Below are 24676 nucleotides of genomic sequence, written 5' to 3' on the forward strand. Positions count from 1 at the left end.
AATACACCTTATTTTAAACCATAAGCTAATTATGTCACCGGCTTATAATCTTTTTTATCTAAAACCATCTTCGCAATAATTTCCTTCAAAATTTCTGAAGTTCCTCCGCCTATAGGTCCTAAACGGCTATCACGTAATAATCGCGCTAGTGGGTAATCTTCCATATAACCATATCCGCCTAAAAACTGAAGACATTGATAAATTACTTCATCAGCCATTTTAGTCGATTTCAATTTAGAAATAGTTGCTTCTTTCACCACATACTCACCTTTATTTAATCTATACGTTACAGCATAGTTAAAGGTTTTACAAAGGATCATATCCGAGTATAAATCGGCAAACGTATGGCGTAAGGCTTGGAATTTATCTATCGTTTTTCCAAATGCTGTACGTTCACTCATATATTGTTGCGCGTATTCCAAAGCATATTCTGCTCGAGCATGCGCATTTACCCCCATAATTAAACGCTCTAAAGCAAAATGTTGCATAATATAAGGAAATCCTTTGCCTTCTTCTCCCATTAATTGAGAGGCTGGAATTACAACATTATCGAAAGCAATTTCTGCTGTATCTGATGCTCTCCATCCTAATTTATTTAATTTGGTTGCAGAAATACCTGGCGTATTTCTATCGACTACAAAAATACTAATTGCCTTATGTGACTCTTCTTGGCTGGTCTTTGCAGACACCACTAAATAATCGCTATAAACCCCATTAGTAATAAAGGTTTTCGATCCGTTTAAAACATAAGTATCTCCCTTCTTAATTGCTGTAGTGCGCATTGCAGCCACATCACTTCCTGCAGACGGTTCACTAATACACAGACAACCAATCTTGTCTCCCGATATACTTGGTACTAAATACTTTTGTTTTATAGCCTCGTCTCCTTCTTTGTTAAGATGCGTCATAGCTAAATACGCATGAGCCCACATTGCAGCAGCAAAACCACAAGAATTTATTTTTTGTAACTCTTCTAAAAATATAACCGTATAAAAAAGGTCTAAATCTAAACCACCATAAGCCTCTGGGTAATTAATTCCGAAGAATCCCATATCTCCAAATTTCTTCCAAATGAAGCGCTCTATAGTTCCCGTTTCTTCCCATTTATCAATATGAGGAACGACTTCTTTTTTTAAGAAATCTTGCAAGCTTTTTCTAAACAACTCATGTTCTTCCGTGAAGTACATTGTATTCATATAATATATGTTTTAATCCCAGATTACAGGATTAATTGATTGCCAAATATAGTTTAATTATATCTAATTTCTGAAGCGGGAAACCCTTTACTTTCAACAATTCATCTAAATCCTTAAAGCTTTCATGCAGTGTCCTGTACTCTAAAATTTCTTTAGCTAACGGATAATCAATATGTTGTATTTGAACCAAATCGTTTGTAGATGCTGTATTCAAATTTACCTTTTCGACCACTCTTGGTGTTTTAACTGCAAACTTCTGCTTTAAATTTTCAATTACCTCTGGAGATAGTCCGTACACATCTTGAAGTTGAAGGTCGGAAATAAAACCACCTTCAAAAGAATTTCGAAGTGCTATTATTCGCTGAGATAGTTTTTCGCCTATACCATACACTGCTTGTAACTGTAATGCAGTGGCTGTATTTAAATCTGCCTTTTCACTAAAAGTTAATGCTCGATTGTGTTTAGGTTTATAGACTTTAGCCTTAGATGTGTTTTCGTTTACCCAATCAGGGAATTTAAAATATGGAGAGATCACTCCTAATAGCGAATCTGATACTCCCGTTACGTTCTGAAAGTCTGCAACAGAATTAATCCATTTATCCTGACTCCTATGCTTATGAAGCTTATCAATTTCTTCATTGGTCATTCCAAGTGTATAGCCCTTAAAATCGGTGATATAATTTGGATTAAACGGATACAGTTTGGGCTTAGACTTTTCAATCTCTTTAGCTTTAAGAGCATCTATTTCGTTTTGAATAGTGATTAAATCTTGTTCAGGAATTTCTGGAATAGGTTCTGTTTTATCCCAGATAAAGTATACACCCTGAAGTACAACTATGATTAATAACAATAAAAAAATCCCATATCGCTGTTGTTTACTAAACGTGATATGGGATTTGAATATGTTCATTATAGTATATTACATATGATCCGAAAAATCGGTAGCACCATCTTCTATGGCATCTTCTTTTTTAGCAATTGCTTTCAGATATTTATTTAATTCGACCTTAACAACAGGTGTAAGTAATAGCACTCCAATAATGTTAGGTACTACCATAGCAAAAATCATGGCGTCTGAGAAATTAATTACCGCACCTAAACTAATTGAAGCTCCTACAACTACGAAAAATAAGAATAATACTTTATATGTTAAATCTGCAAGTTTACTTTTTCCAAAAAGATAAACCCAACCTTGCATTCCGTAATACGACCAAGAGATCATAGTTGAAAAGGCGAATAAGATTACAGCGATAGTTAATACAATAGAGAAATGTGGAATCACACTATCGAAAGCCGTTGCTGTTAATTCTACACCTTCAGTAATTTCAGTTCCGTACTCCATAAACTGACCATCGAAATTTGTAATAATGATAACCAAAGCGGTCATTGTACAAATTACAACTGTATCTACAAACGGCTCTAATAAAGCAACAATTCCTTCACTTGCAGGATATTTTGTACGTACTGCCGAGTGTGCAATTGCTGCAGACCCAACACCAGCTTCGTTAGAGAATGCTCCACGACGAATACCCTGAATCATAACTCCTACTAAACCACCGGCAATTCCTAAACCAGAAAATGCACCTTCGTAAATAAGCATAAAAGCGTCTCCAATGTATTGGTAATTCGCTCCTAAAATAATTAATGAGGCTAACACATAAATACCAGCCATAAATGGAACCACTTTTTCCGTAACAGAAGCAATTCTTTTTATACCTCCTATAATAACAACAGCAACTAACGCTGCCATTACTAATCCGAAGTAAAGACCTCCGTTAGAATTTTCGATCCCAGCTAATTTTACAAATTGAGCTGCCGCTTGGTTAGCTTGGAACATGTTTCCTCCACCAAACGAACCTCCAATAACAAATATGGCAAAAAGTACTGCAAGTACTTTTCCTAAAACGCCGTATCCTTTTCCTTTATCTCCAAGACCCTTTTTTAGATAATACATCGGACCACCATATACGGTTCCATCTTCACCAACATCACGATATTTAACACCTAATGTACATTCTGCAAATTTAGACGCCATACCTAATAGACCAGCAACAATCATCCAAAATGTAGCACCTGGTCCACCAATAGACAATGCCACAGCTACACCTGCAATATTTCCTAATCCTACAGTTGCAGATAAGGCTGCAGTTAATGCCTGAAAGTGAGACACTTCTCCTTCTGCACTATCGTCTCTTAACGTTTCAATTATATTTTCACCTTCATTTGGAGTAGAATCACCATAAAGTGTATCTGCACCGTGCTTTTCAATGTCGTGGTATTTATCTTGAACCACATCTAAAGCCGTCTTAAACCCAGTGAAATTTATAAACTTAAAGTATACGGTAAAATAAATTGCACCTCCTACCAACACTATTAATACCCAAGGTAATTGAAATGTGTCTGTAAATGGAATTTCATAAAAAATGGCATCAACAAACCAGCCTGTATAATCTTTAAAAATTACATCAATTTTTTCTGATGTTGTTTGCTGTGCAAATGTTAAAATAGGTAAGATAATTGTAAAAATGGAAAGAAGATACTTCTTCATAATTGTTTTAAATGTTAGTTAATATTGGGGTGGGGAACCCATTAAAGTCCCACAAGTTGCTAAAAAAATTCTATTATTTAAAGAGAAACTTGTTAAAATGATATTAGTGTTAAATTACAAATCAAATACCGATGTTCGCTTGGTATAGAGCATATCCTTAATACGCATCCAAAAAGCAAGAAATAAATATAATGCAAAACCAAATCCAACGGTTACAAACGTGAGATAAATAAATGATGTTCTTACAACTTTTGCCCGTAAACCAATCCGGTCTGCGATTCGTTGGCAAACATAAAAACCACGTTTTTGAAAGTAAAGTAAAATCTTATAAAAAAATTTCATGCTGCAATATAACTAAAATCGGTTTAAAATGGTATTCCCTACAGCACATTGCAAGCATTTTTTATAATTACAGTATTCATTTTTTAACTGAATTAGCCCCTGAGTTTGTAGAGCAGATTTTGAGATGGGTCTTAAACTTTCGAACTTTTTAACAATAGAATTTTGTTCTGGATTTAACTCGTTTATCAACTGCATTAAATCTTCATTATAATTTTTACCTGAAATTTTAGAATAGCTAAATTTAACCGGAATAATTGTGTTAATAATTAAGAGATCGATAAAATTACGGGTTGTTGTCTTGTGTAACTTTTTGGTCGATTTTTTAAATGTGTAGTGTGTTTCCCAGTATTTTGATGTGGTTACTGTAAATAAATCGTAATAGTCTTGAGCCGTTCTTGCTTCAATAATTTTAGAAAATAAATTTTGATTTTTAACATAGACCTGGGCTAATTGCGACAATCTAATGGTAGGGAAATTTGGAGGTCGTAACCTAAAAAATTGTAATGGTGCAACATGATGCTGACTTAAACCAAATTTTTGCTTTAAAAACCGATAGTCTTTCTGCATCGCTATATAATATTCGTCTTCTTCATCCGGTTCCAACAAACCGCTTTGTCCAAACAATACAGATTCGAGGTACTCCTCCTTTGTTTGAATTTTTCGAATAATTGAAAAATCTATTGAAGACGCCAAGCTAAAAAATGCATCGCCATTTACCTTTAAACCAAAATTCTTTGCTAATAATTTAAAAAGTACAGCTTCCCAGTCTTGTTTAGACGCTTGTAGTAGTAATTCTATGTCATTAGATTTTCGTTCTAAACGTTCAAAAAACAAACGCTCCAACCAATTCTGAAGTATAAAATCATCGATTAAAGAAAAATCATCTTCGCAATTAATCCAACGTTGTGTTTTAGAAAATAATTGACGGTATCCCTTTAGTGCCGATTTAGAAACAATATCTTTTAATTCTAATGTAGGAATCTCAGAATTATCCTTTCTAAAAATATCAACATCGTGTTCCCAAACCACATGAAGAATCACATTATCGTAAGCGGGATCTATTTCGTGATGGTGTACATACCAGTCTGAAGCCTTAATATGTATTTCTACATTTCCAGCCCATAGCTGATGATCTATATTAAGTTGTGCATTAAAAAAATCTGGTCCAGAATTAAAATTATGTCGTCCTACTTGAATTAATTGAATAGCTTCTCCCTTAACAGTTTGCAAAGCGCTGTCATCGAATTTCTTATACTTCCATAAATAATGTAGAAAATCTTCTTGCATATACAGATGTAAAATTTCAATTTAAACCTCCAAATTCTCTTCAAGAATCTGATAAAGACGAACTAACTTCTTAAATTTACGTAAAATTTAGACAATGAACGAACTCTCCTTAAATACGCCTGCTCTATTATTCTCTGCAATTTCATTAATTATGTTGGCCTATACCAACAGATTTTTGGCTTACGCTGCCGTTGTAAGAGATTTACATGCAAAATATTTACAAAACCCAGACGACCGTTATATCAAACAAATTAAGAACATTAAGAAACGACTTTACTTAACCCGTGCTATGCAAATTGCTGGAATTTCTAGTTTACTACTGTGTGTATTAACCATGTTTTTAATTTACATTAATCAACAATTTATAGCCATTTGGGTATTTGGAATTGCTTTAATTCTACTAATTGTGTCCTTAGGATTACTAATAATGGAAATACAAATTTCTGTAAAAGCATTAGAACACCATATTAGTGATATTGAGAATAGTTAGTTTAATGTAATAATGTAACAAATTTTTAATGTAGCAGTGAAATAATTGATTTGAAAATTTGAAGATGTATTAATCTGAAGTTATTACTCAATAATTTTTTAAGATTTGAAACTAAAAGTTTTGAAACCCCAGTCAAAACTCACTCTTATGGGAACCTGAACTAAATTCAGGTTGACGCATTTCGTGATTTTAGATAACTAAAAAAGCTTTAGTGTATTGAGACTGTGAAACTCTGAGACTTTAAACAGAAAACCTACTCGAAACGCATCGCTTTTACAGGTGAAATTTTAGTGATAATATAAGATGGAACTAAAAGCATTATTAAACACAACACAAATGTCCCTACATTAAGTGCAATAATATAATTAAGATTTATGTACACCGGAGCTTCGGTTACATAATAAATACTAGGATCTAAAGGAAAAAGTTTTAAATATTTCTGAGCGAATAATAATCCTAAACCTATCAGGTTTCCCCAGAATAAACCAAGCACAATTAAGTAAGACGCATTAAACAAAAAGAGTTTTCTAATACTCCAGTTATTACTTCCTAAAGCTTTTAAAACACCTATCATTTGCGTGCGTTCTAGAATAAGAACCAATAAAGCTGTAATCATATTAATACCCGCGACTAAAATCATAATCCCGATAATGGCATAAATATTATTATCGAAAATCTTAATCCACTCGAAAATATTATAGAATTTCTCAACAATAGTTTGGGTGTTTAAAGTTGGTGGTGTGGTCTTATAGACTTCCATACCAATTTCTTTGACTTGGTCGAAATCATCTATAAACAATTCAAAATTTCCTATTTGGGTATCGTCCCATTTATTTAATCGCTGAATGTGTCTAATATCACCTATAATATATGAAGCATCGAACTCCTGAAAACCGGAATTATAAATACCTACAATATTATATGTAATAATATTTGGTGGCTTATTGGTATCGTCTTTAATAAAATAGGTATTAAAAGCATCGCCCAATTTAAAGCCCATTTTATTAGCGATAAACTGAGACATTAAAACATCTTCATTTCTATCTTGAGTGTAATCAGGTAAACGTCCTTCGATTAAGAAATCTTCAAAGTAATCCCATTTAAAATCTTTACCCACACCTTTTAAAATAATGCCTTCAAAATCTGTTGCAGTTCGTATCACTCCAAACTTAGTAGCTACACCTTGTATGTGATTTATACCTTCTATAGATTTAAATTCTGGATAAAATTCCTGTTGTGTAGAAATGGGGACAATACTTTCCTGAGAATTGTTACTGTCGAAATTGGAAATTGTTATATGTCCGTTAAACGCAATAACCTTATCTCTAATCTTTTGCTGTAATCCGATTCCAGTTGCAATGGCAATCATCATGACAATTATACCCACAGCAATTGCAGCGATTCCAATTTTTATTATTGGTGCCGAAACACTACTTTTATACGCCCTACTACCTATAATGCGTTTGGCTAAAAAAAATTCGTAATTCAAATTAATGGTATGCGTTTAAATGTCCTCAAAAATACAGTTTTATTATTTGTTTTCATCATGATTTCTTTTGGTTGTCTTGCAAAACCATCAGCCGAAAACACAAAACAAGAACTTTCCGTTTCACTAAGCGATAGCACTATAGTGGTTGGAGCAAACAGAACCCAAGCGTACATTCCTTTATTAAAGGGAAAATCTATTGGAATTGTAGCCAACCAAACGTCTGTTATTTTTAAAACTGACAGCACGTATACTCATGTTGTAGACTCGCTTATACAATTAGATGTAAATATTACCAAAGTATTTTCTCCCGAACATGGTTTTCGTGGTACAGCAGATGCAGGTGAAGTCGTAAAAGACGGTATCGATACCAAAACAAAGTTACCTATAGTCTCACTTTATGGTGCGAATAAAAAACCAACAGCCGATCAACTAAAAAATATTGACCTCTTAATTTTCGATATACAAGATGTTGGAGCTCGTTTTTATACCTACATCTCAACTTTGCATTACGTTATGGAAGCGTGTGCCGAAAACAATATACCCATGTTAATATTAGATCGCCCAAATCCGAACGGACGTTATATTGATGGCCCAATCTTAGAGATGGAACATAAGAGTTTTGTGGGTATGCATCCTGTACCTATTGTGCATGGTATGACTATTGGCGAATATGCCCAAATGATAAATGGCCAAAAGTGGTTAGAAAATGGAGTAACCTGCGAATTAACGGTTATAGAAATGGAGCATTATACACACGATAAACTATACCATTTACCTATAAAACCATCGCCTAATTTACCAAACGATCAATCTATAAATTTATATCCGAGTTTATGCTTTTTTGAAGGTACTAATGTAAACGCTGGTCGTGGCACACAAACTCAATTTCAAGTGTATGGGTCACCATTCCTAAAAAACCAAGAGTATACCTACACACCAAAATCTAATAAAGGGGCTAAACATCCAAAACATAAAGACAAGGTATGTTATGGTGTAGATTTAACAAATGAAAAACAACTTAATCAGATTAACTTAGCTTATATAATTAAAGCCTATCATGCGACCAGCAACAAATCGGAATTTTTCAATTCCTTTTTCACGAAGTTGGCGGGCTCTAAAAAACTTCAGAAACAAATTGAAGGAAATCTTACCGTTACCGAAATTAAACAATCTTGGAAAACAGGATTAGATGGGTATAAGAAAATGAGTAAAAAGTATATGCTTTATAATTAATAGTATCCCTTTAGTTGGCAAACGTTGGTGCTTAGAGCTAACTTTAAATAATGAGATTAACTATTTATAAGATTAGTCTTCGGTTGTTGGGCTGACTACATTATTAATTTTTCTTAAATCTAAAAGCGAAACTTTAGATTCCCAAACAGAGGCATTCTGTTCATCCTCTAGCAATTTATAAGCCGAATAATATAAAAAGGCGCGCAAATTCGCATTTTGAGAAGCGACTTCCGAATCCTTAATTCGTTTTAATTTCCTAAGTACTTTTTTCGGATTTTGAAAAAGAAGTTCTTTCTGAATTTCTAACAATTCCACGCGTTGTTTTAACATGGGTTTATTGTCTAGTTTTTCTTGGTCTAAAAATTCGGACGCTTCATTAAGATATATGGTCGATAAATTGACTAGCTCTGGACGCACTTCATAATTCGCAAAAAAAGCAAAATCCATATAGGACGATGCTAAATAAAATGCAGAATAAAAGTCCTTTTCACTTCTATAGTTTATAAGCCTAGATTTCAGAAAAGATGTATCCATACTATATTTAAGGATAAATTCCGAAAGGTTTAAAAGTTGCATGTCTTGGGAGGTATTTATAATATTCCCATTAACATCCATAATCTTTAAACTTTCGTCATGAAATTTATCGATATAATCCATCGATCTTGTTTTTTTAATCTCATCGTAAAGTCGCGGATATTCGTTTTCACTTAACACTACAGGAACAAAGTGCGCCCATAACAAACTGTCTATTTCAGGACGATCGTACATGTGTTCTATAAACATACGTTTTCCATCGCTAGTATTTACATAAGCCGAGGCACCGTCGTAATAAGAGTTTTCCCAAACTACAACTAATAATTTATTTTGTACTAGTCCCAAGCGCTCGGCAACCTCTAAGTTTGTGAGCCACTCTTGAGCAAAACTTGTACTTACAAAAAAACAAAAGCATATATAGAACAGTAATCTTTTCATAATTTATTGGATTCGTTTTTTCATCTCTTCTACAATATTAAAAGCCGCAGGACAAATTGCAACATTTTTTAATGTAAGATTAGAAATTTGCTGAAACTTTTTTCTATCGGTATGCGGAAATTCACGACAAGCTTTTGGTCTAACATCATAAATAGAACAGTAATTATCGGCCCCTAAAAATGTACACGGCACACTTTGCAACACATAATCGTTCTCTTCATCTATTCTTAAAAACTGATCGATAAAGCGCTGGGGCTTCATTCTAAAATGCTTAGAAATACGTTTCACATCTTTATCTGTAAACAACGGACCAGTAGTTTTACAGCAATTTGCACACGTTAAACAATCTGTACGCTTAAATTCTTCATCATGCAATTCCTGCATAATATAGTCTAATTGCTTAGGCGGTTTCTTTTTTAATTTTTTAAAAAAGTTAGTATTCTCGTTATGCTTATCTTTGGCCTCCTGAGGCAGATTTTTTAAAATGTCTTGCATGAGGCAAAAATACAATATAATTAAATAATTTCTTTTTTAGACCACTAAGAAAATAGATACAATTTATTATGAAAGATCTTTTCGGACAAGCACTTTTAGATTACCAAAATAACAATTACACTGAAGATATTATAACGTCTACAAACATTAGTGACGAAGACACCTTGCCACTGCCTTATCTATTTCGCGACTATAAAGACATGCCTAAATTAGAACAAAAAGCTTTAAACTTAGCGCAAGGTTCTGTACTCGATGTTGGTTGTGGAGCTGGTGGACATAGCTTATACCTTCAAAACAAAGGTTTATTTGTTAAGTCTATAGATATTTCTGAAGGCGCCATTTCCGTGAGTAAAATTCGTGGTGTAAACCATGCATACACAGCTTCTATACTAGATGAAACCGAACAGTTTGATACCATTTTGTTATTAATGAATGGTACAGGAATATTTCAGAAATTAAGTTACGTAACTAAATACTTAACGCACTTAAAATCGTTATTAAAAACCAATGGTCAGATATTAATTGATTCTTCAGACATACAATATATGTATGAAGATGAAGATGGCGGCTTGTGGATAGATACTAATGCTAATTATTACGGCGAACTCGATTATTATTTAAGTTATAAGGGAGAAAAAGAAACGCCTTTAACTTGGTTATATTTAGATTTCGAAACTTTAAAAACAGCCTGTCTTACTGTAGGACTACATTGTGAGAACATACAAGAAGGCGATCATTTCGATTATTTAGCGAAACTTACTATTAGCGAATAGAATACCCTTGAGCTTCTAATTTTTGGTTTACCTTTTTATAAATATCACCACACCAAAAATCTGAAATCACCTGCATTTTATCATTCATATCAGATTGGGAACTGACAATCTTTTTGCCTGTAGATGTTTTATAAAACTTATCGATTACTTTTTTATCTTTTTTGGTTAAGCCATTCGGATTTTTAATCATGGTTTGCCCCGTTGTAGAACCGTACAAATCATTCATATTTTTAATGTCTTCCATTGTAAAAAAATCGGAATAGGCAGTAACCAATTCCTGATTAACCCGTTGCATTGCTTCTGGTTTTTCGGCCTTTAATGATGCCCAAGTCGTGGCAGGAACATCAAGTTTATAATATTGATCTTGTATTTGCTTAAAGCAGGTTTCGTATATGGTTTCGTAGTACGCAGAGGTTCCGTTACTTTTAAGACATTGTAAAGCCTGATCTGTATAGTCTGCCGATTGCGATAAAACGTTGACACTAAAAAAGATTCCTACACACAGAAGAAGAATAGATTTCATAAACAAGAATTATGGTTAAAATTGATATTCAACAAATTAAATATACTAAAAAAACCAATACCTCTTTTTTCTGTCATCTTCTTAAATTCTATAACTCATAAAAAAGCACCTTAAAGGTGCTTTTTAAAATTATACAATCGTATTTTTTAGAAATCGAATTTAAAAGTCGCTCCTCCCAACACTTGAAACCCTTGAACATCGTAATTATTCCAACTTTCATAATTTTGGGCTGTAATATTATTCAATTTTAAAAATACCGTGAAAGAATTTGTTACGTTATATCCACCGTTTAAGTTTAAATCTAAATAGCCATCAACATCAATTGTTTCCGTCGTTAAATTTATATCATTTCCTGTGATGTATTGATCGTTACGCTTTCCTACATAGAATATATTCGCACCTGCAAACCATTTCTGGTCTGACATATAATCTCCAAAAACAGACGCTTTAATATTAGGTAAATTCCAAGCCTCTTCTTCTAACGTTGTGTCGTAATTATTATATTCGGCTCTAAATCCTATTTTTAAATTCTTGTTCATATTTACATTTAACTCTGCTAATGCTTGTATGGTGGTAACATTATCGTAAACCACCATAAAAGAGTTACCGTAGCTATATTTTTCAAAATTGTTAGTCGTTATCCTATTTTTTCTAAACAAAGATTTATCATCTTCAGAGGTATACCCAACTTTTACATTATATCCTATATCGTTTGTAAATTTCCCCAACATTCCTACATAGGCGTTGTAGTTATTATCTGTAGGTTTAACGCTAATAGAAGGCGATAAATACGGATTAACTTTAACAAAATCTCTATATGTATTTTGTATAACATCTCCTGTAAATCCTCCATAAGCAATTACGGCATCGTCTACAATTCTAAATGTTCCTGTTATATTTGGATAAACATAAAAATTGCTCTCCGTATCGTTTATTCCTAACATATAGTACATTGAAGCTCCAATGTTTAGAGTGAAATCTTCGCGATTTAATTGATACTTAGGAGACACACCTAGTAATACATTTCCGTATTCAGGTGTATGATCTAAATTATATGACGTTCCAGCCTCGCCAGAGAAAAACTCGAATCTTACATCGGTAGTAATTTCTTCGTCCAAAATTGGCAAATCTACTTTCCCTGTGAATTTAAGATGCGATTCTTGAGAATCAAAATCGTCGTAAAAACGTCTTAATAGTACGCTAGCAGATTTTACATAGGTATATTCGTATTCAACTTCTCCCGACAGATATAAGTCGAAATAATCGTGAGCCACATCTATATCTTTTAGATTAGAATTTTCGGTTCCATACCAATTATACTTCTGAGTTTCGAGTCCTCCCATTATACTCCAGGTCTTATCTCTTTGTCTATTAATATATTCGAAGTCTGCCTTAAAATCTGAAAATCCGCTGTCTAAATTAACGTCTTCAATTTCGCCGTTCGATTTATCGTATGCGATCTTAGCACCAAATATTCCAATCCGATTAAACTCCTTTGCAACAGATAATTCTGAAATTAAACTACCGTAAGATCCCAGGCCTAAATTAATATAGCTATCGTAAAAACGTTCTGGTTTTTCTTTTTCTATGGTCGCAGCAGTTCCTTTTGTAGGAATAAAAGTTGATGCTACAGGTACCGAAAGAATTTCATAATTAATAGGCTTTTTCTCTGTGGTCGAATTATCATCTAAGGTTGGTGTTGTTTTTACCTTAAAAGCATCAGAAATTGTAGGCGTATAAGGCTTAACTACATTAATTACATCTGTTTGTATGGTATCCTTTTCTTGAGAAAACATTAAAGTCGAACTACAAAGCACAGCGACTAATGTTAATATATATTGAAATTGCTTATACATAATATAAGTAGGTGTTTTTAACGGTTTTAATTTAGTCTTGAGTTTGTACTGACGAATTGGTTTTAGCCTGCTCTTGCTTAATATCTTTAAGCTCTTTTTGAGCTTCTGAGGTTACATCTTTATAAGTCGAAAAGTTTTCTATCACACTTTCTAAAATGTAAGTCGCTTGAAAAGCATCGCCCAATTCTTTATAATTCTTAGCCATTACAACTAGTCCCTTTGCACTGAAATATTTGTAGCTTGAATAATCTTTTGCTAGGCGTTGTACAAGCGCATTCGATTCTTCATAATAGCGATCCTGATGCTTAAAATAAGCACTATAGTATAAGGCTTCGGCCGCAGTTTCTCCGGTAGCTACTTTACTCACTTCCTCGTAAGCCACTTTAGCACGCTCAAGATCCTTAGTACTAAAAGCCGATCTGGCTATTATAATATGAGCATCACTTTTAATCTTATTGTCTATAGTTTTATTAGCTAGTACTTTCTCGGCATAACTTACAGCACTATTGTATTTACTTAATTGATAGTTAGCTTTCATTAAATTTGACTGTGCAAATACAACGTTTTGCGGAAATGCCGCTTCGGTTTCTAAACGTTCTAACACAGGAATGGCATCTAACCAATTTTTGCCATCAAGATAACTTTGGGATAATCGTACCAAAGCTTCTTCGGTAAATTCACTACGTGGCGCATCGACAACATATTTATAGTGAGGCGCAGCATTTACCGTGAGACCTTTTTTATAATATAACTGGGCTAAATAAAAATGTGCTTCGTTAGTATGTAAGCCTGGTTTAAACTGAGCTAGATATCCATTAAACTGTTTTATGGCATCATCGACCTCGTTGTCTAAGTATCTTTTTTCTGCAGACTGATACGTTGAATTATCCAAATCGGCATCGGTTACTTTTACATAATCTAATGTTTTTACCCAACTGGCATAAGCATCAACTTCTCCTAAATCAATATAAATTAAACGTGCTGTAGACACGGCTTGAATGGCTTCCGGTGTATTTGGATAGCTCGTTGCTACAGTTTTAAAACGCTCTAATGCTTTTTGGTTTTTATTATCGTTGTAAAAGATTAAACCTTCACGAAGCATGGCTTTAGGCGTTAAAGAACTCATTCTGTATTCAGAACTCAACTGATTGTACATAGCCACCGCTCTATCGTTCTGATTAGATTTGGTATACGCGTTTCCTAGCTCGTACATCGCATCGTCTCTTAATTTAGATTTTGGATATGTATCTATAAAACGTTCTAATTCCGAAACTTTGGTCTTAGAATTACCAATATAGCCATAACTAATTGCCTTTTGAAAAGTAGCATAATCCGTTTCTATTTCACCCAATTTAATAGCCGAATTATACGCATTAATAGCAGACTCGTAATTACTTGATACAAAATACCCATCGGCCAAACGCAAATAAGCATCGTTTAATTTTACCTGATCCTCGTTATAATTTTTAGTAAACGTATTAAAGTGTTCGGTTGCTTGGCTATAATCTCTTTGCTTAAAATAGGCATAACCCAAACTATAATCTACAACTTCATGTTCGTCTGTTTGTATTCCAGAAAACAGATTAAAAGACTTAAAATCTATAACCGCCTCGGCATAATTATTTAAATTATAATTACATTCTCCCTTCCAGAAATTGGCACGAGCTGTATATTCTGTATTGATTTGTTCATTTAACGACAGATCGAAAAAAGTTAATGCCTCGGTATACTTTTCTTCTTCTACCAATTCTAAACCTCTATAAAATGCCACCTTTTGATATGCTTCTTTACTGGTTGCGTCGTTTTTATTCTCTAATATTTTTAACGCCTCTTTATAGTTCTTAGATGTGATATAAGAATCTACTAATAAATCTTCTGCATTAGCACGATTAGGACTCTCTGGATATTTTGCGATATAAGATGATAATACCGTAGGAACCGACTCATACGGGTTTCCTATTTCATAACTAATTTTCGCATAATTATACCATGCGTCTTCCTGAATTTTAGTCACATGATCCATTCTAGATGCATTTCTAAATGCATTTAATGCTTCCGTTTTTTTATCTAAGCGGATATAACTTTCGCCTAAATGATAGTAGGCATTCTGAGCAACACCATTGTTCCCACTTATAATTTTATTAAACTCGGAAATTGCTCTGTCGTAATCATTTTGTTTGTAATACGCGTAACCTAATTGGTAGTAATCTGTGTTACTCCACTTTCCTCTTTTACCAGTATACAATGTTAAATACGGAATGGCCTCGTCGTACTTTCCTAAGTTAAAATAACTCTCTCCAACAATCTTATTTAGCTCAGACTCTTCTTCTCGATTACTATACGGGATTTGCTCTTTTGCCAAAGCGATAGCTTCTTCAAAATTTCCTAATTTAAAATTTAAATCGGCTTTGTAATATGTCATTTTCTCTTTGTATTTCGATTGGTCTTTAACCTGATCGAAATACTGATTAGCCTGTCCTGCATCATCACTTTGGTAGGCCATATATCCAATATAATACTTGGCTTGCGCACCATAAGTTTTTGAATTTTCAACCTTAGCTAGGTAAGTCTTTGCGTTGCTATAATTCTTTGTAATAAAAGCCGTATAACCTTTATTAAAATTATAATCATCTTGTTCCATAGCCGATAAGCCACGTTCATCTACACGGTCGTACCACTTTTTTGCATGTGCATATTTTCCACTTTTAAAATAGAAGTTTGCAACATCCATATATGCGGAGTTTCGTTTTGGACTCGTCGGATAATCTATAACAAATTGCTCGACGAGATCGTCTGCTTTAATTTGATTTAAGCGCACAGCTATATTGGCGATATAATAAGCACACTCGGACTGTATCACTTGTTCGGTAGACTTCCGTTGGATGTCTGTAAACATATCTTGAGCCGCTAAATATTGCTTATTATTATATAAGGATAGTGCTTTAAAATATTCTGCTTGGTCGTTTGTATAAATTGCGGATTGCTGTGCCAACATCGGGCCACTCATCACAATAGCTAATAAAAATAATAAAATTTTACTCCTAATCATTAACCTTAAGTTTTAATTAAATCAAAGATAATTTAATCTAAATTCTATAACGAAATTTTCGAGTTATAATTATGTATAAAAAAAATAAAATTTCAAAATATTCTTTAAAAAAGCAATCGTGCTATGTTTTAAAAGTTATTATAAAATGATACATTTACAACGCACAAAAAATCTACAACTCATATGCCACAAACTGTTCTTTATTTAAAAGATGCTTCTATTTCTCAAGGCGGTAGTCTGGTACTCTCTAATGTTAACGTTGAAGTTTACAAAGGCGATTTTGTCTATTTAATTGGTAAGACCGGAACAGGAAAAAGTAGTTTTATGAAAACCCTTTACGGCGACCTTGCTCTTACCGAAGGCGAAGGTAGTATTGTTGACTTTAACCTGCGTACATTAAAGGAAAAAGAAATCCCTTACTTAAGACGAAAGCTAGGCGTAGTTTTTCAAGATTTTAAACTTTTAGTCGATCGTAATATTATTGAAAATTTACGTTTTGTATTAAAAGCAACAGGTTGGAAAAACAAATCTGAAATGCAGACACGTATCGATGAAGTTTTAGAAAAGGTTGGTATGAAAACCAAAGGCTTTAAATTCCCTCACGAACTTTCTGGAGGAGAACAACAACGTGTTGCCATTGCTCGTGCATTACTAAACGATCCTGAACTTATTCTTGCCGATGAACCTACCGGAAATCTTGATCCGCAAACAAGTATCGAAGTTATGAAAGTACTTCAGGACATTAATAAAAATGGAAATACCATTTTAATGGCCACTCACGATTATGCGCTATTACTTAAATACCCGAGTAAAACTTTAAAATGTGACGACAACCAACTTTACGAAGTGGTACAACGAAAAAGTTAGATTTCTCTCTTAGAAAGGATTGTTTAATAAGATGAAAATAAGTCGTTTTCTTTACACTTTTTTTCATAAAAGACCGTTCTACATTTAATTATAGACCACCTTTCACTGCATGTTATCCGTATTAATTCCCATATACAATTATAATGTTGTCAATTTAGTGCAAAACCTGCACAAGCAACTCATGCAGGGAAATTATGCTTTTGAAATAATTTGTTTAGACGATGCTTCTGCAAATGAATTTGTGCTAGCAAACAGTAAAATTGAAACGCTTGAATTCACGTCCTTAATAAAATCTACTACAAATAACGGACGCACAAAAACGAGACAACTACTCTCTCAAGCCTCTAAATACGATTGGTTACTATTTTTAGATGCAGACACAATGCCCGTTAGCGAAACTTTTATCTCACAATATCTAACTGCTATAACCGAAGAATATGAGGCTGTATTTGGCGGATTCTCTTATCATAAAAAAAAGCCTTCTAGCGCGTATATATTAAGATGGGAATACGGCAGAAAGAAAGAAGAAATAAATGCTTCTATTAGAAATACCAATCCGTATAAGATTATAATATCTGCAAATTTCTTAATAAAAAAATCGATTTTTGAAACCTTAAATTCGCTTGTAAAGCATAAAGTATATGGTTTAGATAATTATTTCGGTGCTTTACTTAAAAATCACAATGTTAAAGTTTTACACATAAATAATCCCGTATATCATCTGGGCTTAGAAAAAAATGAAGTCTATTTAAACAAATTAAAATCGGCAGCCCATACCCTATTACTGCTTGTAAAACAGGATAAAATGAAGACACATAATAACGATCTTTTATCACTTTTTATGTTTCTAAAAAAAACTAAACTAAGTTTTGTGCTTTCTAAATTTTACAGAGCCTTTAATAAGCAAATGGAAATGAATTTATGCGGGAACACACCATCGATTAAAATATTGCAATTTTATCGCATTTCTTATATGTGTTACGCCGACCAAAATTCTTAATGTATGAAAGCCTTTTTTTCTGTCGTAATACCGTTATATAACAAGCAAAATCATATTAAAAACACCATTGATTCTGTTCTTAAACAAGGGTTTATAGATTTCGAGATTATTATAATAAACGATGGATCTACAGATCAAAGTTTAGACGTTATTAATAGCATTTCCGATTCTAGGCTACATATTTATACTATAAAAAATCAGGGCGTAAGTTTTGCAAGAAATTACGGTGTAAACAAAGCAACTACTAACCATATTGCATTTCTGGATGCCGATGACACCTGGGAACATAATCATTTAGAATCTCTTTATAATTTATATCAGGCTTATCCAAGTTGCGGTTTGTATTGTACCGCGTATCAAAAACGTATGCACGATGTTATTATTCCATCGACTTACTTTGGTATTCCTAATTCAAAAGCATGGAGCGGTGTTATTACAGATTTTTTTGAAGCGAGCACGATAAATTGTATTGCATGGACATCGGCAGTATCTATACCAAAGCACATTTTTTTAAGTGTAAAAGGTTTCGACAACCGCATTAAAACAGGTCCTGGAGAAGATATTGACCTGTGGATAAGATTAGCTTTAAAGCACCCCGTAGCGTTTACCAATACCGTTACAGCAACTCATAATCTACTCGCAGAAAACAGACTTTCTAACAGCAATAAAGATCTTAAAAGTTATATAGATTTAGATCAATATGAACCTTTTATAGCACAGCATACTTCCCTGAAAAAATATTTAGACCTAAACCGATTTGCCTTGGCCTTAATGTTTAAAGTGAATTCAGACGAATTAGCATTTAAAAATTGCGTGGAGAAAATGGATCTCACCAATATAAATTGGAAACAGAAGGTATTATTAAAATGTAACCGATCTACACTTTTACTAGCCAAAAGCTTGCAATTATTTCTAAAATCATCGCATTTACATTTTAGCGCCTTTAAATAAGAGATAGTCATTAAAATCTCTAATGTAATCGTCCTCATCAAACTCGGCCGAAGCCAAAACTAAACACACAGAACCCGACGAAAAATTTTCTATTTCACGCCAAATCCCAGGCACAATCAGTAAGCCTTTATCTGGTTTGTTTAAGGTAATTAACTCTTCTTCTAACCCGTTTTTTATACGGACCTCAAAGCTACCACTTAAGGGAATTAATAGCTGATATAGCGATTTATGAGCATGACCTCCGCGATAAGCATCACTAGGTACATCATACAAATAATACACACGCTTAATATCGAACGGTATAATATCTTTTTCAATAACAGCTAGGTTACCTCTCCTATCCTTAATTTTCGGTATATCTATAATTCTGACTGACATGTATTTTATTTATTTCCCCCTTAGTTTCTAGCTCCTTATACTTACTTATACCTTGTAAACCCAGTTTAAATTTATACGGTATATCTGTAAATTTAATATACTGGTGTCGCCACGTAAACAACACATACTTTATTAACCAAATATAACTCAAATTACCTATAAATCGTTGCATACGAGCTGTCCTTGAAAAAAATGCATTATCACTTCCCATTAAAACTCCAGAGCTTAAATTGGGATGCATTACTATAACCTTACTTATATGAATCATTTTTAGCCCCTTATCGAATGCATTTCTAAGAAACACATATTCTGTCGATCCCTTAAAAGTAGATCCCACACCAAAATGGTGATTAAAATAGATTTCATGGTCTTGAAAGACCTCACGCTTAAACGTGATTACCCAAGTATAGATTTTTAACAAGGACTTTTTAGTATGTTCGCCTTCAGGATAATAATTAGTATACAATTCGTGTTGCTCATTTATGGCTTCAAATGAAATCATACCGGCATCCTCATGCTTGCGATGTGCACCCAATATTGTTTCTTCCAATCCTTTTTCATACACTATATCATCGTCCGACATTAAAAACACATCTGCTGTTCCTAGTCTTATGGCTAAATTTCTACTAGCAGGCGAACCGCGCTCAAAAGAATTTGCGACTTTAATATTGGGATATGTAGACTCTAAAATTTTATCTTCAGAAGTTTGATTTACAATAATAATATTGAAATTAGAAAAATGCTCGTGAGGAAACATCTTCTCTAAAAACAGTAAATCTGTTTGAAACATTGTAGAAATTAAAATTTCTAATTTCAGAAGTTTATTATTGTTATGCATTATATTCCATTATGTTTGTAAATTTACAAAAAGAAAAACCTCGCTAACCGAATCATGCCTAGAAATCCTTTAGTAACGATTATATGCTTATGTTATAATCATGCCGAGTTCTTAATTGAATCTCTAAACTCTACCAAAAACCAGACGTATGGTCCTATTCAGGTTATTATTTGCGACGACTTTAGCCAAGATAATTCTGTAGACCTTATTAAGGATTGGATAAAAAATCACGATGCTCAGTTTATAGAAAACAAGACAAATCTTGGAAATACTAAAACCTTTAACAATGCATTACGCTACGCTAAAGGCGAATATATAGTAGATTTAGCTACTGATGATATTTTATTACCCAACTCTGTAGAAAGCCAAGTTTCTAAATTTCAAACTTCAAAATATAAAAATTTAGGTGTTGTTTTTTCAAATATAGAACGGGTCGATGCTAAAGGCGATCATATTTCTTTTTTTTACGAATTAAACGAAGATGGCACCGCTAAAGAAAAGCCTGAAACTGGCGATATATACTGCAGGCTGTTACATAGTTTCTATTTAAGTGCAACATCTATGCTTATAAAAACCGACGTTTTAAAAGCACTTGGTGGTTACGATGAAAATTTAGCTTACGAAGATGTAGATTTCTGGTTTAGGTCGTCTAGAATTTATGAGTACGACTATGTCGATAAAGTTTTAGTAAAGAAACGTATTTTATCTAATTCTTTAAGTTCTAATTTTAAACGAAGAGACCGCATTAATTTAGGTAAATCTACGTACCTGATTTGCAAGAAGGCATTCTATTTAAATACAAGTAAAGAGGAACATAAATCCCTTCAAAATCGAGTGATTTACGAGTTACGATTAGCGCTTAAAAACCGAGATGCAGAAACTGCTTTTCGTTTTTTCTATCTCATGTCAAGATTACAACTAAACATCCTGTTTTAAAAGATTACGACTTATTTATAAAAGCAAGTACCTAGTTCTTGTCTATTTTATTTTCTTCATCTTTTTCCTCGTTTTCATCATCTTCATCCACTAAGAGCGCTGTGTCTTCTGGTAACACTCCAAATAGTGAGGTACTAAAAATTAATAAAATAATACCATAGTACATAACATAGGTTACAAAATGGGCTATAGTTGCTCCTTTAACCCCATAGAGATCTATAAAATACATACTTGTTAAATACAATATTATTACAGAAAAGGCTTCAGTAATAATATAATGCCAGAACATCTTTTTTGCTAAAAACTGATACGAGATCACTATGGAAAGTACTTTTACAAAATCGCCTAAAAGTTGCCATAAGAACAAATCTTCTACAGGTTTAAATTCTTCTGTAAACACAATAGCGACAATAAAGCGCCTGAGTAAGTAAATCACAAATAGACCTAGTCCAAAAACAGGAATTATAGTTTTATAGAACCCGAAAACTTCCTCTCTAAACTCTTTAATATTATCAATTTCTGAAAATCGAGGTAAAATATAAAGCCCCATTAACGAACTAACAAACATTAAGTAGTATTTAGAAATCCGGACCATCGCTTCCCAAAAACCAGCATCCTTGTAGCCTATATTATCAATAATATAAGACCGAATTGCAATAGCTACAATAGGTAAGACAATGGCTGAAAACAAGGCCATGGTAGAAAACGTACTTAACCGTTTTACAAAGGTAAAACTTACACGACTAGCACGAACTAATGGGATTAAACTACGCTGATTAATAACTCCTACCATGGTGATTAAAAAGACCAGAGATTCCCCGACTACAATAGCGATTAAAGCCCCATCGATTCTATTCTGATATATTAAGATAAGCGTTATACATGCCCCTAATACTTGACCAATAATATTAATGATGAGTAACATTTTATACTTTGAAAACCCATTCATTATGGCAAAGGCAAACATATTCATGGAATAAAAAGGCAACACGAGAGCCAATATTCGAATAACGTATGCATAATCGCTATACGTTGGAAAAACAAGCGTATTTATATACTCCGCATTAAAATAACATAAAAAAGAAACGAGTGTAGTTGCTATAAAACCCAGATAAAAAGCAGTAGATAAGGTTTTACTTAATTCTATAGTATTAGTTTTAAACTCAGAGATATACTTTATAATACCACTGTACATTCCTAAAACAGAAAAAGAATGCGCAGAACTTACTAAGTTTCGTAAGTTTCCAATTAAAGCTAAACCTTCCGGTCCAATATATATAGCGATGGCTTTAGACGTTAAAAACCCTGTAATAATTCTAGTAATTACTGAAGCTGAGTTTAAAGAAGCAACCTTAATTAAAACATTATTATTTATATACTTTTTTATTTTTTTCAATTAGAACCCGTTTAAAACATTTATTACGTAATCTACTTCTTGATCTTCCATTACAGGGCTAATAGGTAAACTTACCACAGTATTATGTATACGGTCTGTTACCGGTAGCTGTAAAGCACTGTAATGGCTTAATGCTTTTTGTTTATAGGGAGGAATTGGATAGTGGATTAGAATTTCAATGTTATGCTTTTTAGTAAAACTGATAAAACGTTCTCTATGGTCTACCCGAATTACAAAAAGATGAAAAACATGAGATTTCCAATCTGCGCATAAAGGTAATATTATTTTGGGATTCTTGACCTCTGAAAGATAGCGATTTGCTATTTTTTGTCGGTGTGCGTTATCCGCATCTAAATGTGCTAATTTTACACTTAAAAAACGAGCTTGAATGTCGTCTAAGCGTGAGTTATATCCTAAATAATCATTAACGTATTTAGACGATGTCCCATAGTTTCTAAGTTTCATTAGCATTTCGGCCAAATCGGCATCGTTAGTAGTCACAGCGCCTCCATCCCCTAAAGCACCTAAATTTTTACTCGGATAAAAACTAAAGGCCCCAGCATCTCCTAAATTTCCGGATTTTCTACCATCGGAATACACTGCACCCTGCGCTTGTGCTGCATCTTCTACAACTAATAGATTATTTTTAGTGGCTAATTTCTGAATCGCGTTCATATCTGCCAATTGTCCATATAAATGAACAACCAATACCGCTTTAGTTTTAGATGAAATGTTCTGCTCCAATTCTGAAACAGCAATATTATACGTCTGTATATCAGGCTCTACAAAAACCGGTTTTAATCCCGCTTGTATGATGGCTAAAATGCTAGCGATAAAGGTATTTGCTGGCACTAAAACTTCGTCGCCTTCATTTAATCTTCCTAAAGCTATATACGATTTAAAGATAAGGGTAATAGCATCTAGACCAGTGCCAACACCAATACAATGCTTGGTACCACAAAATGAAGCAAATTCAGTTTCAAAATTAGTCACACCTTGTCCTAAAATATAATGTCCAGAATTTAAAAACTCTTGGAATTTTAATTGAAAAGCATCGTGATAGCGTGCATTAATTTTATGTAGGTCTAAAAATTTAATCATTCAATTGCAATTTAAAGAAATCTTGTAAATAGACTTTACATCCTAATTCTTCTTTTTGTTTTAAAAGTCCTTCGTTATAGCCCAAACGATTCTGCTCTGTTGCCGTACCCATTGAAAAGAAACGTTTGCCTTCTGCCTTGTATTTATAAATTAAGGACAAAAATAAAAAATCTAAAGCTCTATGCTTTTCGCCCTCTTTTGTGGTTGCTCCATATTGTGACTTCACAATATGTTCGTTTTCGAATAGGGTTAAACCCGCTAATATTTTATTATCTAAATAAACATCAAATTGTTTAATGTTTTTAGGAAAGCAGGTATTTAAATACGTTATTTCTTCCAAGCTATGCACAGGCTTAACCTGATGTTTTTCTAATAATCGTGGTTGCAAAACGTCTGTCCAAAACGGAGTAAAATCTGAACTCTCCCTAATTTCAAAGGCAATATCCTTGGCTTTTCTAAAATGCTTAAGTTTTGTTTTATGTATGGTTAATGGCTTAGAATAATCTACCGCCAATACCATTTCTCTTTTATCGAGTTTGGCTTGTTTAGCTAAAAAATAGCTAAACTCGAAAGCAGGCGTTTTAAAATAAATTTCAGGCATTTCTTTAACAATAAAGCTCTTAAATTTTTCCTTTTGTAAAAAAATAAAAAGTGCTTCAAAAATCAATGAAATATCTTTAACAGATTGTTTCTGCTTTAAAATTAAACCTCCAAAAGTTAAACCTTGATGAGAATAGAGACTATCGGCGTTTCGATTTGCGGGTATTACGGCAATCAGGCTGTCCTGTTTATAAATGAGTAAAGAAAAGTCCTCAAACCGATCTTTATGATACTCCATAAAATGACGATGAAACAAAAATGTTCCGTTTTTTGCTTCAGAAATAAAAGTATTCCAAAGATCGAAATGTTGTACTGCGTAACGCTCTACTTTAAGTTGGCTCATTAATTAAAAATAC

At 33.3% G+C, this 24676-nt stretch carries 23 protein-coding genes; 7 read left to right on the forward strand and 16 right to left on the reverse strand.

Annotated features, from left to right (window positions below; all coding sequences use genetic code 11):
* Window positions 1-29: 29 nt before the first annotated feature.
* The 5 genes from ACKC83_RS01005 to ACKC83_RS01025 form a co-directional block, all read right to left on the reverse strand.
* Entirely contained in the window at window positions 30-1196 is a 1167-nt protein-coding gene (locus ACKC83_RS01005; RefSeq protein ID WP_434036713.1) for an acyl-CoA dehydrogenase family protein, read from the reverse strand.
* Window positions 1197-1227: 31 nt separating this feature from the next.
* A complete protein-coding gene (locus ACKC83_RS01010; protein ID WP_434036714.1) occupies window positions 1228-2106 on the reverse strand; it encodes a ComEA family DNA-binding protein in 879 nt (292 codons plus the stop codon).
* 9 nt (window positions 2107-2115) lie between these two features.
* Window positions 2116-3744, reverse strand: a complete 1629-nt coding sequence (locus ACKC83_RS01015; RefSeq protein ID WP_414035360.1) for an alanine/glycine:cation symporter family protein — start codon at window positions 3742-3744, stop codon at window positions 2116-2118.
* 114 nt (window positions 3745-3858) lie between these two features.
* Window positions 3859-4086 carry a PspC domain-containing protein gene (locus tag ACKC83_RS01020; protein ID WP_382384509.1) on the reverse strand — a complete coding sequence of 76 codons (228 nt, stop codon included), beginning with the start codon at window positions 4084-4086 and terminating at the stop codon, window positions 3859-3861.
* A 12-nt stretch (window positions 4087-4098) separates the two neighbouring features.
* Window positions 4099-5373, reverse strand: a complete 1275-nt coding sequence (locus ACKC83_RS01025) for a DUF2851 family protein (protein ID WP_434036715.1) — start codon at window positions 5371-5373, stop codon at window positions 4099-4101.
* A 94-nt stretch (window positions 5374-5467) separates the two neighbouring features.
* On the opposite strand from ACKC83_RS01025, the gene ACKC83_RS01030 reads away from it, so the two are divergent.
* Window positions 5468-5863, forward strand: a complete 396-nt coding sequence (locus tag ACKC83_RS01030) for a DUF2721 domain-containing protein (protein ID WP_414035358.1) — start codon at window positions 5468-5470, stop codon at window positions 5861-5863.
* Window positions 5864-6116: 253 nt separating this feature from the next.
* Here the strand turns inward: ACKC83_RS01030 and ACKC83_RS01035 are convergent, their stop codons facing one another.
* Window positions 6117-7352 (reverse strand): ABC transporter permease, encoded by a 1236-nt coding sequence (locus ACKC83_RS01035; RefSeq protein ID WP_434036716.1) that lies wholly within the window; start codon window positions 7350-7352, stop codon window positions 6117-6119.
* A gap of 9 nt (window positions 7353-7361) precedes the next feature.
* Between ACKC83_RS01035 and ACKC83_RS01040 the strand changes: the two genes are divergently transcribed.
* Window positions 7362-8585 (forward strand): exo-beta-N-acetylmuramidase NamZ family protein, encoded by a 1224-nt coding sequence (locus ACKC83_RS01040; RefSeq protein ID WP_434036717.1) that lies wholly within the window; start codon window positions 7362-7364, stop codon window positions 8583-8585.
* Window positions 8586-8657: 72 nt separating this feature from the next.
* Here the strand turns inward: ACKC83_RS01040 and ACKC83_RS01045 are convergent, their stop codons facing one another.
* Entirely contained in the window at window positions 8658-9557 is a 900-nt protein-coding gene (locus tag ACKC83_RS01045) for a hypothetical protein (RefSeq protein WP_434036718.1), read from the reverse strand.
* Window positions 9558-9560: 3 nt separating this feature from the next.
* The gene (locus ACKC83_RS01050) at window positions 9561-10052 is read right to left on the reverse strand and encodes a YkgJ family cysteine cluster protein (RefSeq protein WP_434036719.1); all 492 of its coding nucleotides are present in this window, start codon (window positions 10050-10052) and stop codon (window positions 9561-9563) included.
* Window positions 10053-10120: 68 nt separating this feature from the next.
* Between ACKC83_RS01050 and ACKC83_RS01055 the strand changes: the two genes are divergently transcribed.
* Window positions 10121-10825, forward strand: coding sequence for a class I SAM-dependent methyltransferase (locus ACKC83_RS01055; RefSeq protein WP_434036720.1), 705 nt, complete (start codon window positions 10121-10123; stop codon window positions 10823-10825).
* Here ACKC83_RS01055 and ACKC83_RS01060 read toward each other — a convergent pair.
* The 3 genes from ACKC83_RS01060 to ACKC83_RS01070 form a co-directional block, all read right to left on the reverse strand.
* Window positions 10815-11348: a DUF2059 domain-containing protein gene (locus tag ACKC83_RS01060; protein ID WP_434036721.1), complete on the reverse strand. Its 534-nt coding sequence runs from the start codon at window positions 11346-11348 to the stop codon at window positions 10815-10817. The genes ACKC83_RS01055 and ACKC83_RS01060 overlap by 11 nt on opposite strands.
* A 146-nt stretch (window positions 11349-11494) precedes the next feature.
* Window positions 11495-13204, reverse strand: a complete 1710-nt coding sequence (locus ACKC83_RS01065; protein ID WP_434036722.1) for a TonB-dependent receptor — start codon at window positions 13202-13204, stop codon at window positions 11495-11497.
* A 31-nt stretch (window positions 13205-13235) separates the two neighbouring features.
* Window positions 13236-16253: a tetratricopeptide repeat protein gene (locus tag ACKC83_RS01070; RefSeq protein WP_434036723.1), complete on the reverse strand. Its 3018-nt coding sequence runs from the start codon at window positions 16251-16253 to the stop codon at window positions 13236-13238.
* Window positions 16254-16436: 183 nt separating this feature from the next.
* Here ACKC83_RS01070 and ACKC83_RS01075 point away from each other — a divergent pair, with 183 nt between their 5' ends.
* From ACKC83_RS01075 to ACKC83_RS01085, 3 genes are all read left to right on the forward strand, one after another.
* Window positions 16437-17120 carry a cell division ATP-binding protein FtsE gene (locus ACKC83_RS01075; RefSeq protein ID WP_434036724.1) on the forward strand — a complete coding sequence of 228 codons (684 nt, stop codon included), beginning with the start codon at window positions 16437-16439 and terminating at the stop codon, window positions 17118-17120.
* Between the two features lie 109 nt (window positions 17121-17229).
* Window positions 17230-18120 carry a glycosyltransferase family 2 protein gene (locus ACKC83_RS01080; protein ID WP_414035347.1) on the forward strand — a complete coding sequence of 297 codons (891 nt, stop codon included), beginning with the start codon at window positions 17230-17232 and terminating at the stop codon, window positions 18118-18120.
* Window positions 18121-18123: 3 nt separating this feature from the next.
* The gene (locus tag ACKC83_RS01085) at window positions 18124-19071 is read left to right on the forward strand and encodes a glycosyltransferase family 2 protein (RefSeq protein ID WP_434036725.1); all 948 of its coding nucleotides are present in this window, start codon (window positions 18124-18126) and stop codon (window positions 19069-19071) included.
* Here the strand turns inward: ACKC83_RS01085 and ACKC83_RS01090 are convergent.
* Window positions 19048-19449, reverse strand: a complete 402-nt coding sequence (locus ACKC83_RS01090; RefSeq protein WP_414035345.1) for a sugar 3,4-ketoisomerase — start codon at window positions 19447-19449, stop codon at window positions 19048-19050. The genes ACKC83_RS01085 and ACKC83_RS01090 overlap by 24 nt on opposite strands.
* Window positions 19415-20287, reverse strand: a complete 873-nt coding sequence (locus ACKC83_RS01095) for a glycosyltransferase family A protein (RefSeq protein WP_434036726.1) — start codon at window positions 20285-20287, stop codon at window positions 19415-19417. The genes ACKC83_RS01090 and ACKC83_RS01095 overlap by 35 nt, the downstream gene beginning before the upstream one ends.
* A gap of 54 nt (window positions 20288-20341) precedes the next feature.
* Here ACKC83_RS01095 and ACKC83_RS01100 point away from each other — a divergent pair, with 54 nt between their 5' ends.
* Entirely contained in the window at window positions 20342-21223 is an 882-nt protein-coding gene (locus ACKC83_RS01100; RefSeq protein ID WP_434036727.1) for a glycosyltransferase, read from the forward strand.
* Window positions 21224-21254: 31 nt separating this feature from the next.
* On the opposite strand, the gene ACKC83_RS01105 is transcribed toward ACKC83_RS01100, so the two are convergent.
* From ACKC83_RS01105 to ACKC83_RS01115, 3 genes are read right to left on the reverse strand one after another with little or no spacing between them, the layout of a single operon-like run.
* Entirely contained in the window at window positions 21255-22619 is a 1365-nt protein-coding gene (locus ACKC83_RS01105) for an O-antigen translocase (RefSeq protein ID WP_434036728.1), read from the reverse strand.
* Window positions 22620-23720: a DegT/DnrJ/EryC1/StrS family aminotransferase gene (locus ACKC83_RS01110; RefSeq protein WP_434036729.1), complete on the reverse strand. Its 1101-nt coding sequence runs from the start codon at window positions 23718-23720 to the stop codon at window positions 22620-22622. It abuts the gene before it with no gap.
* Complete coding sequence (locus tag ACKC83_RS01115; protein ID WP_434036730.1) at window positions 23713-24663, reverse strand: FemAB family protein; 951 nt, start codon at window positions 24661-24663, stop codon at window positions 23713-23715. The genes ACKC83_RS01110 and ACKC83_RS01115 overlap by 8 nt, the downstream gene beginning before the upstream one ends.
* Window positions 24664-24676 lie beyond the last annotated feature (13 nt).

Source organism: Formosa bonchosmolovskayae (assembly GCF_051016085.1).
Classification (GTDB): domain Bacteria; phylum Bacteroidota; class Bacteroidia; order Flavobacteriales; family Flavobacteriaceae; genus Formosa.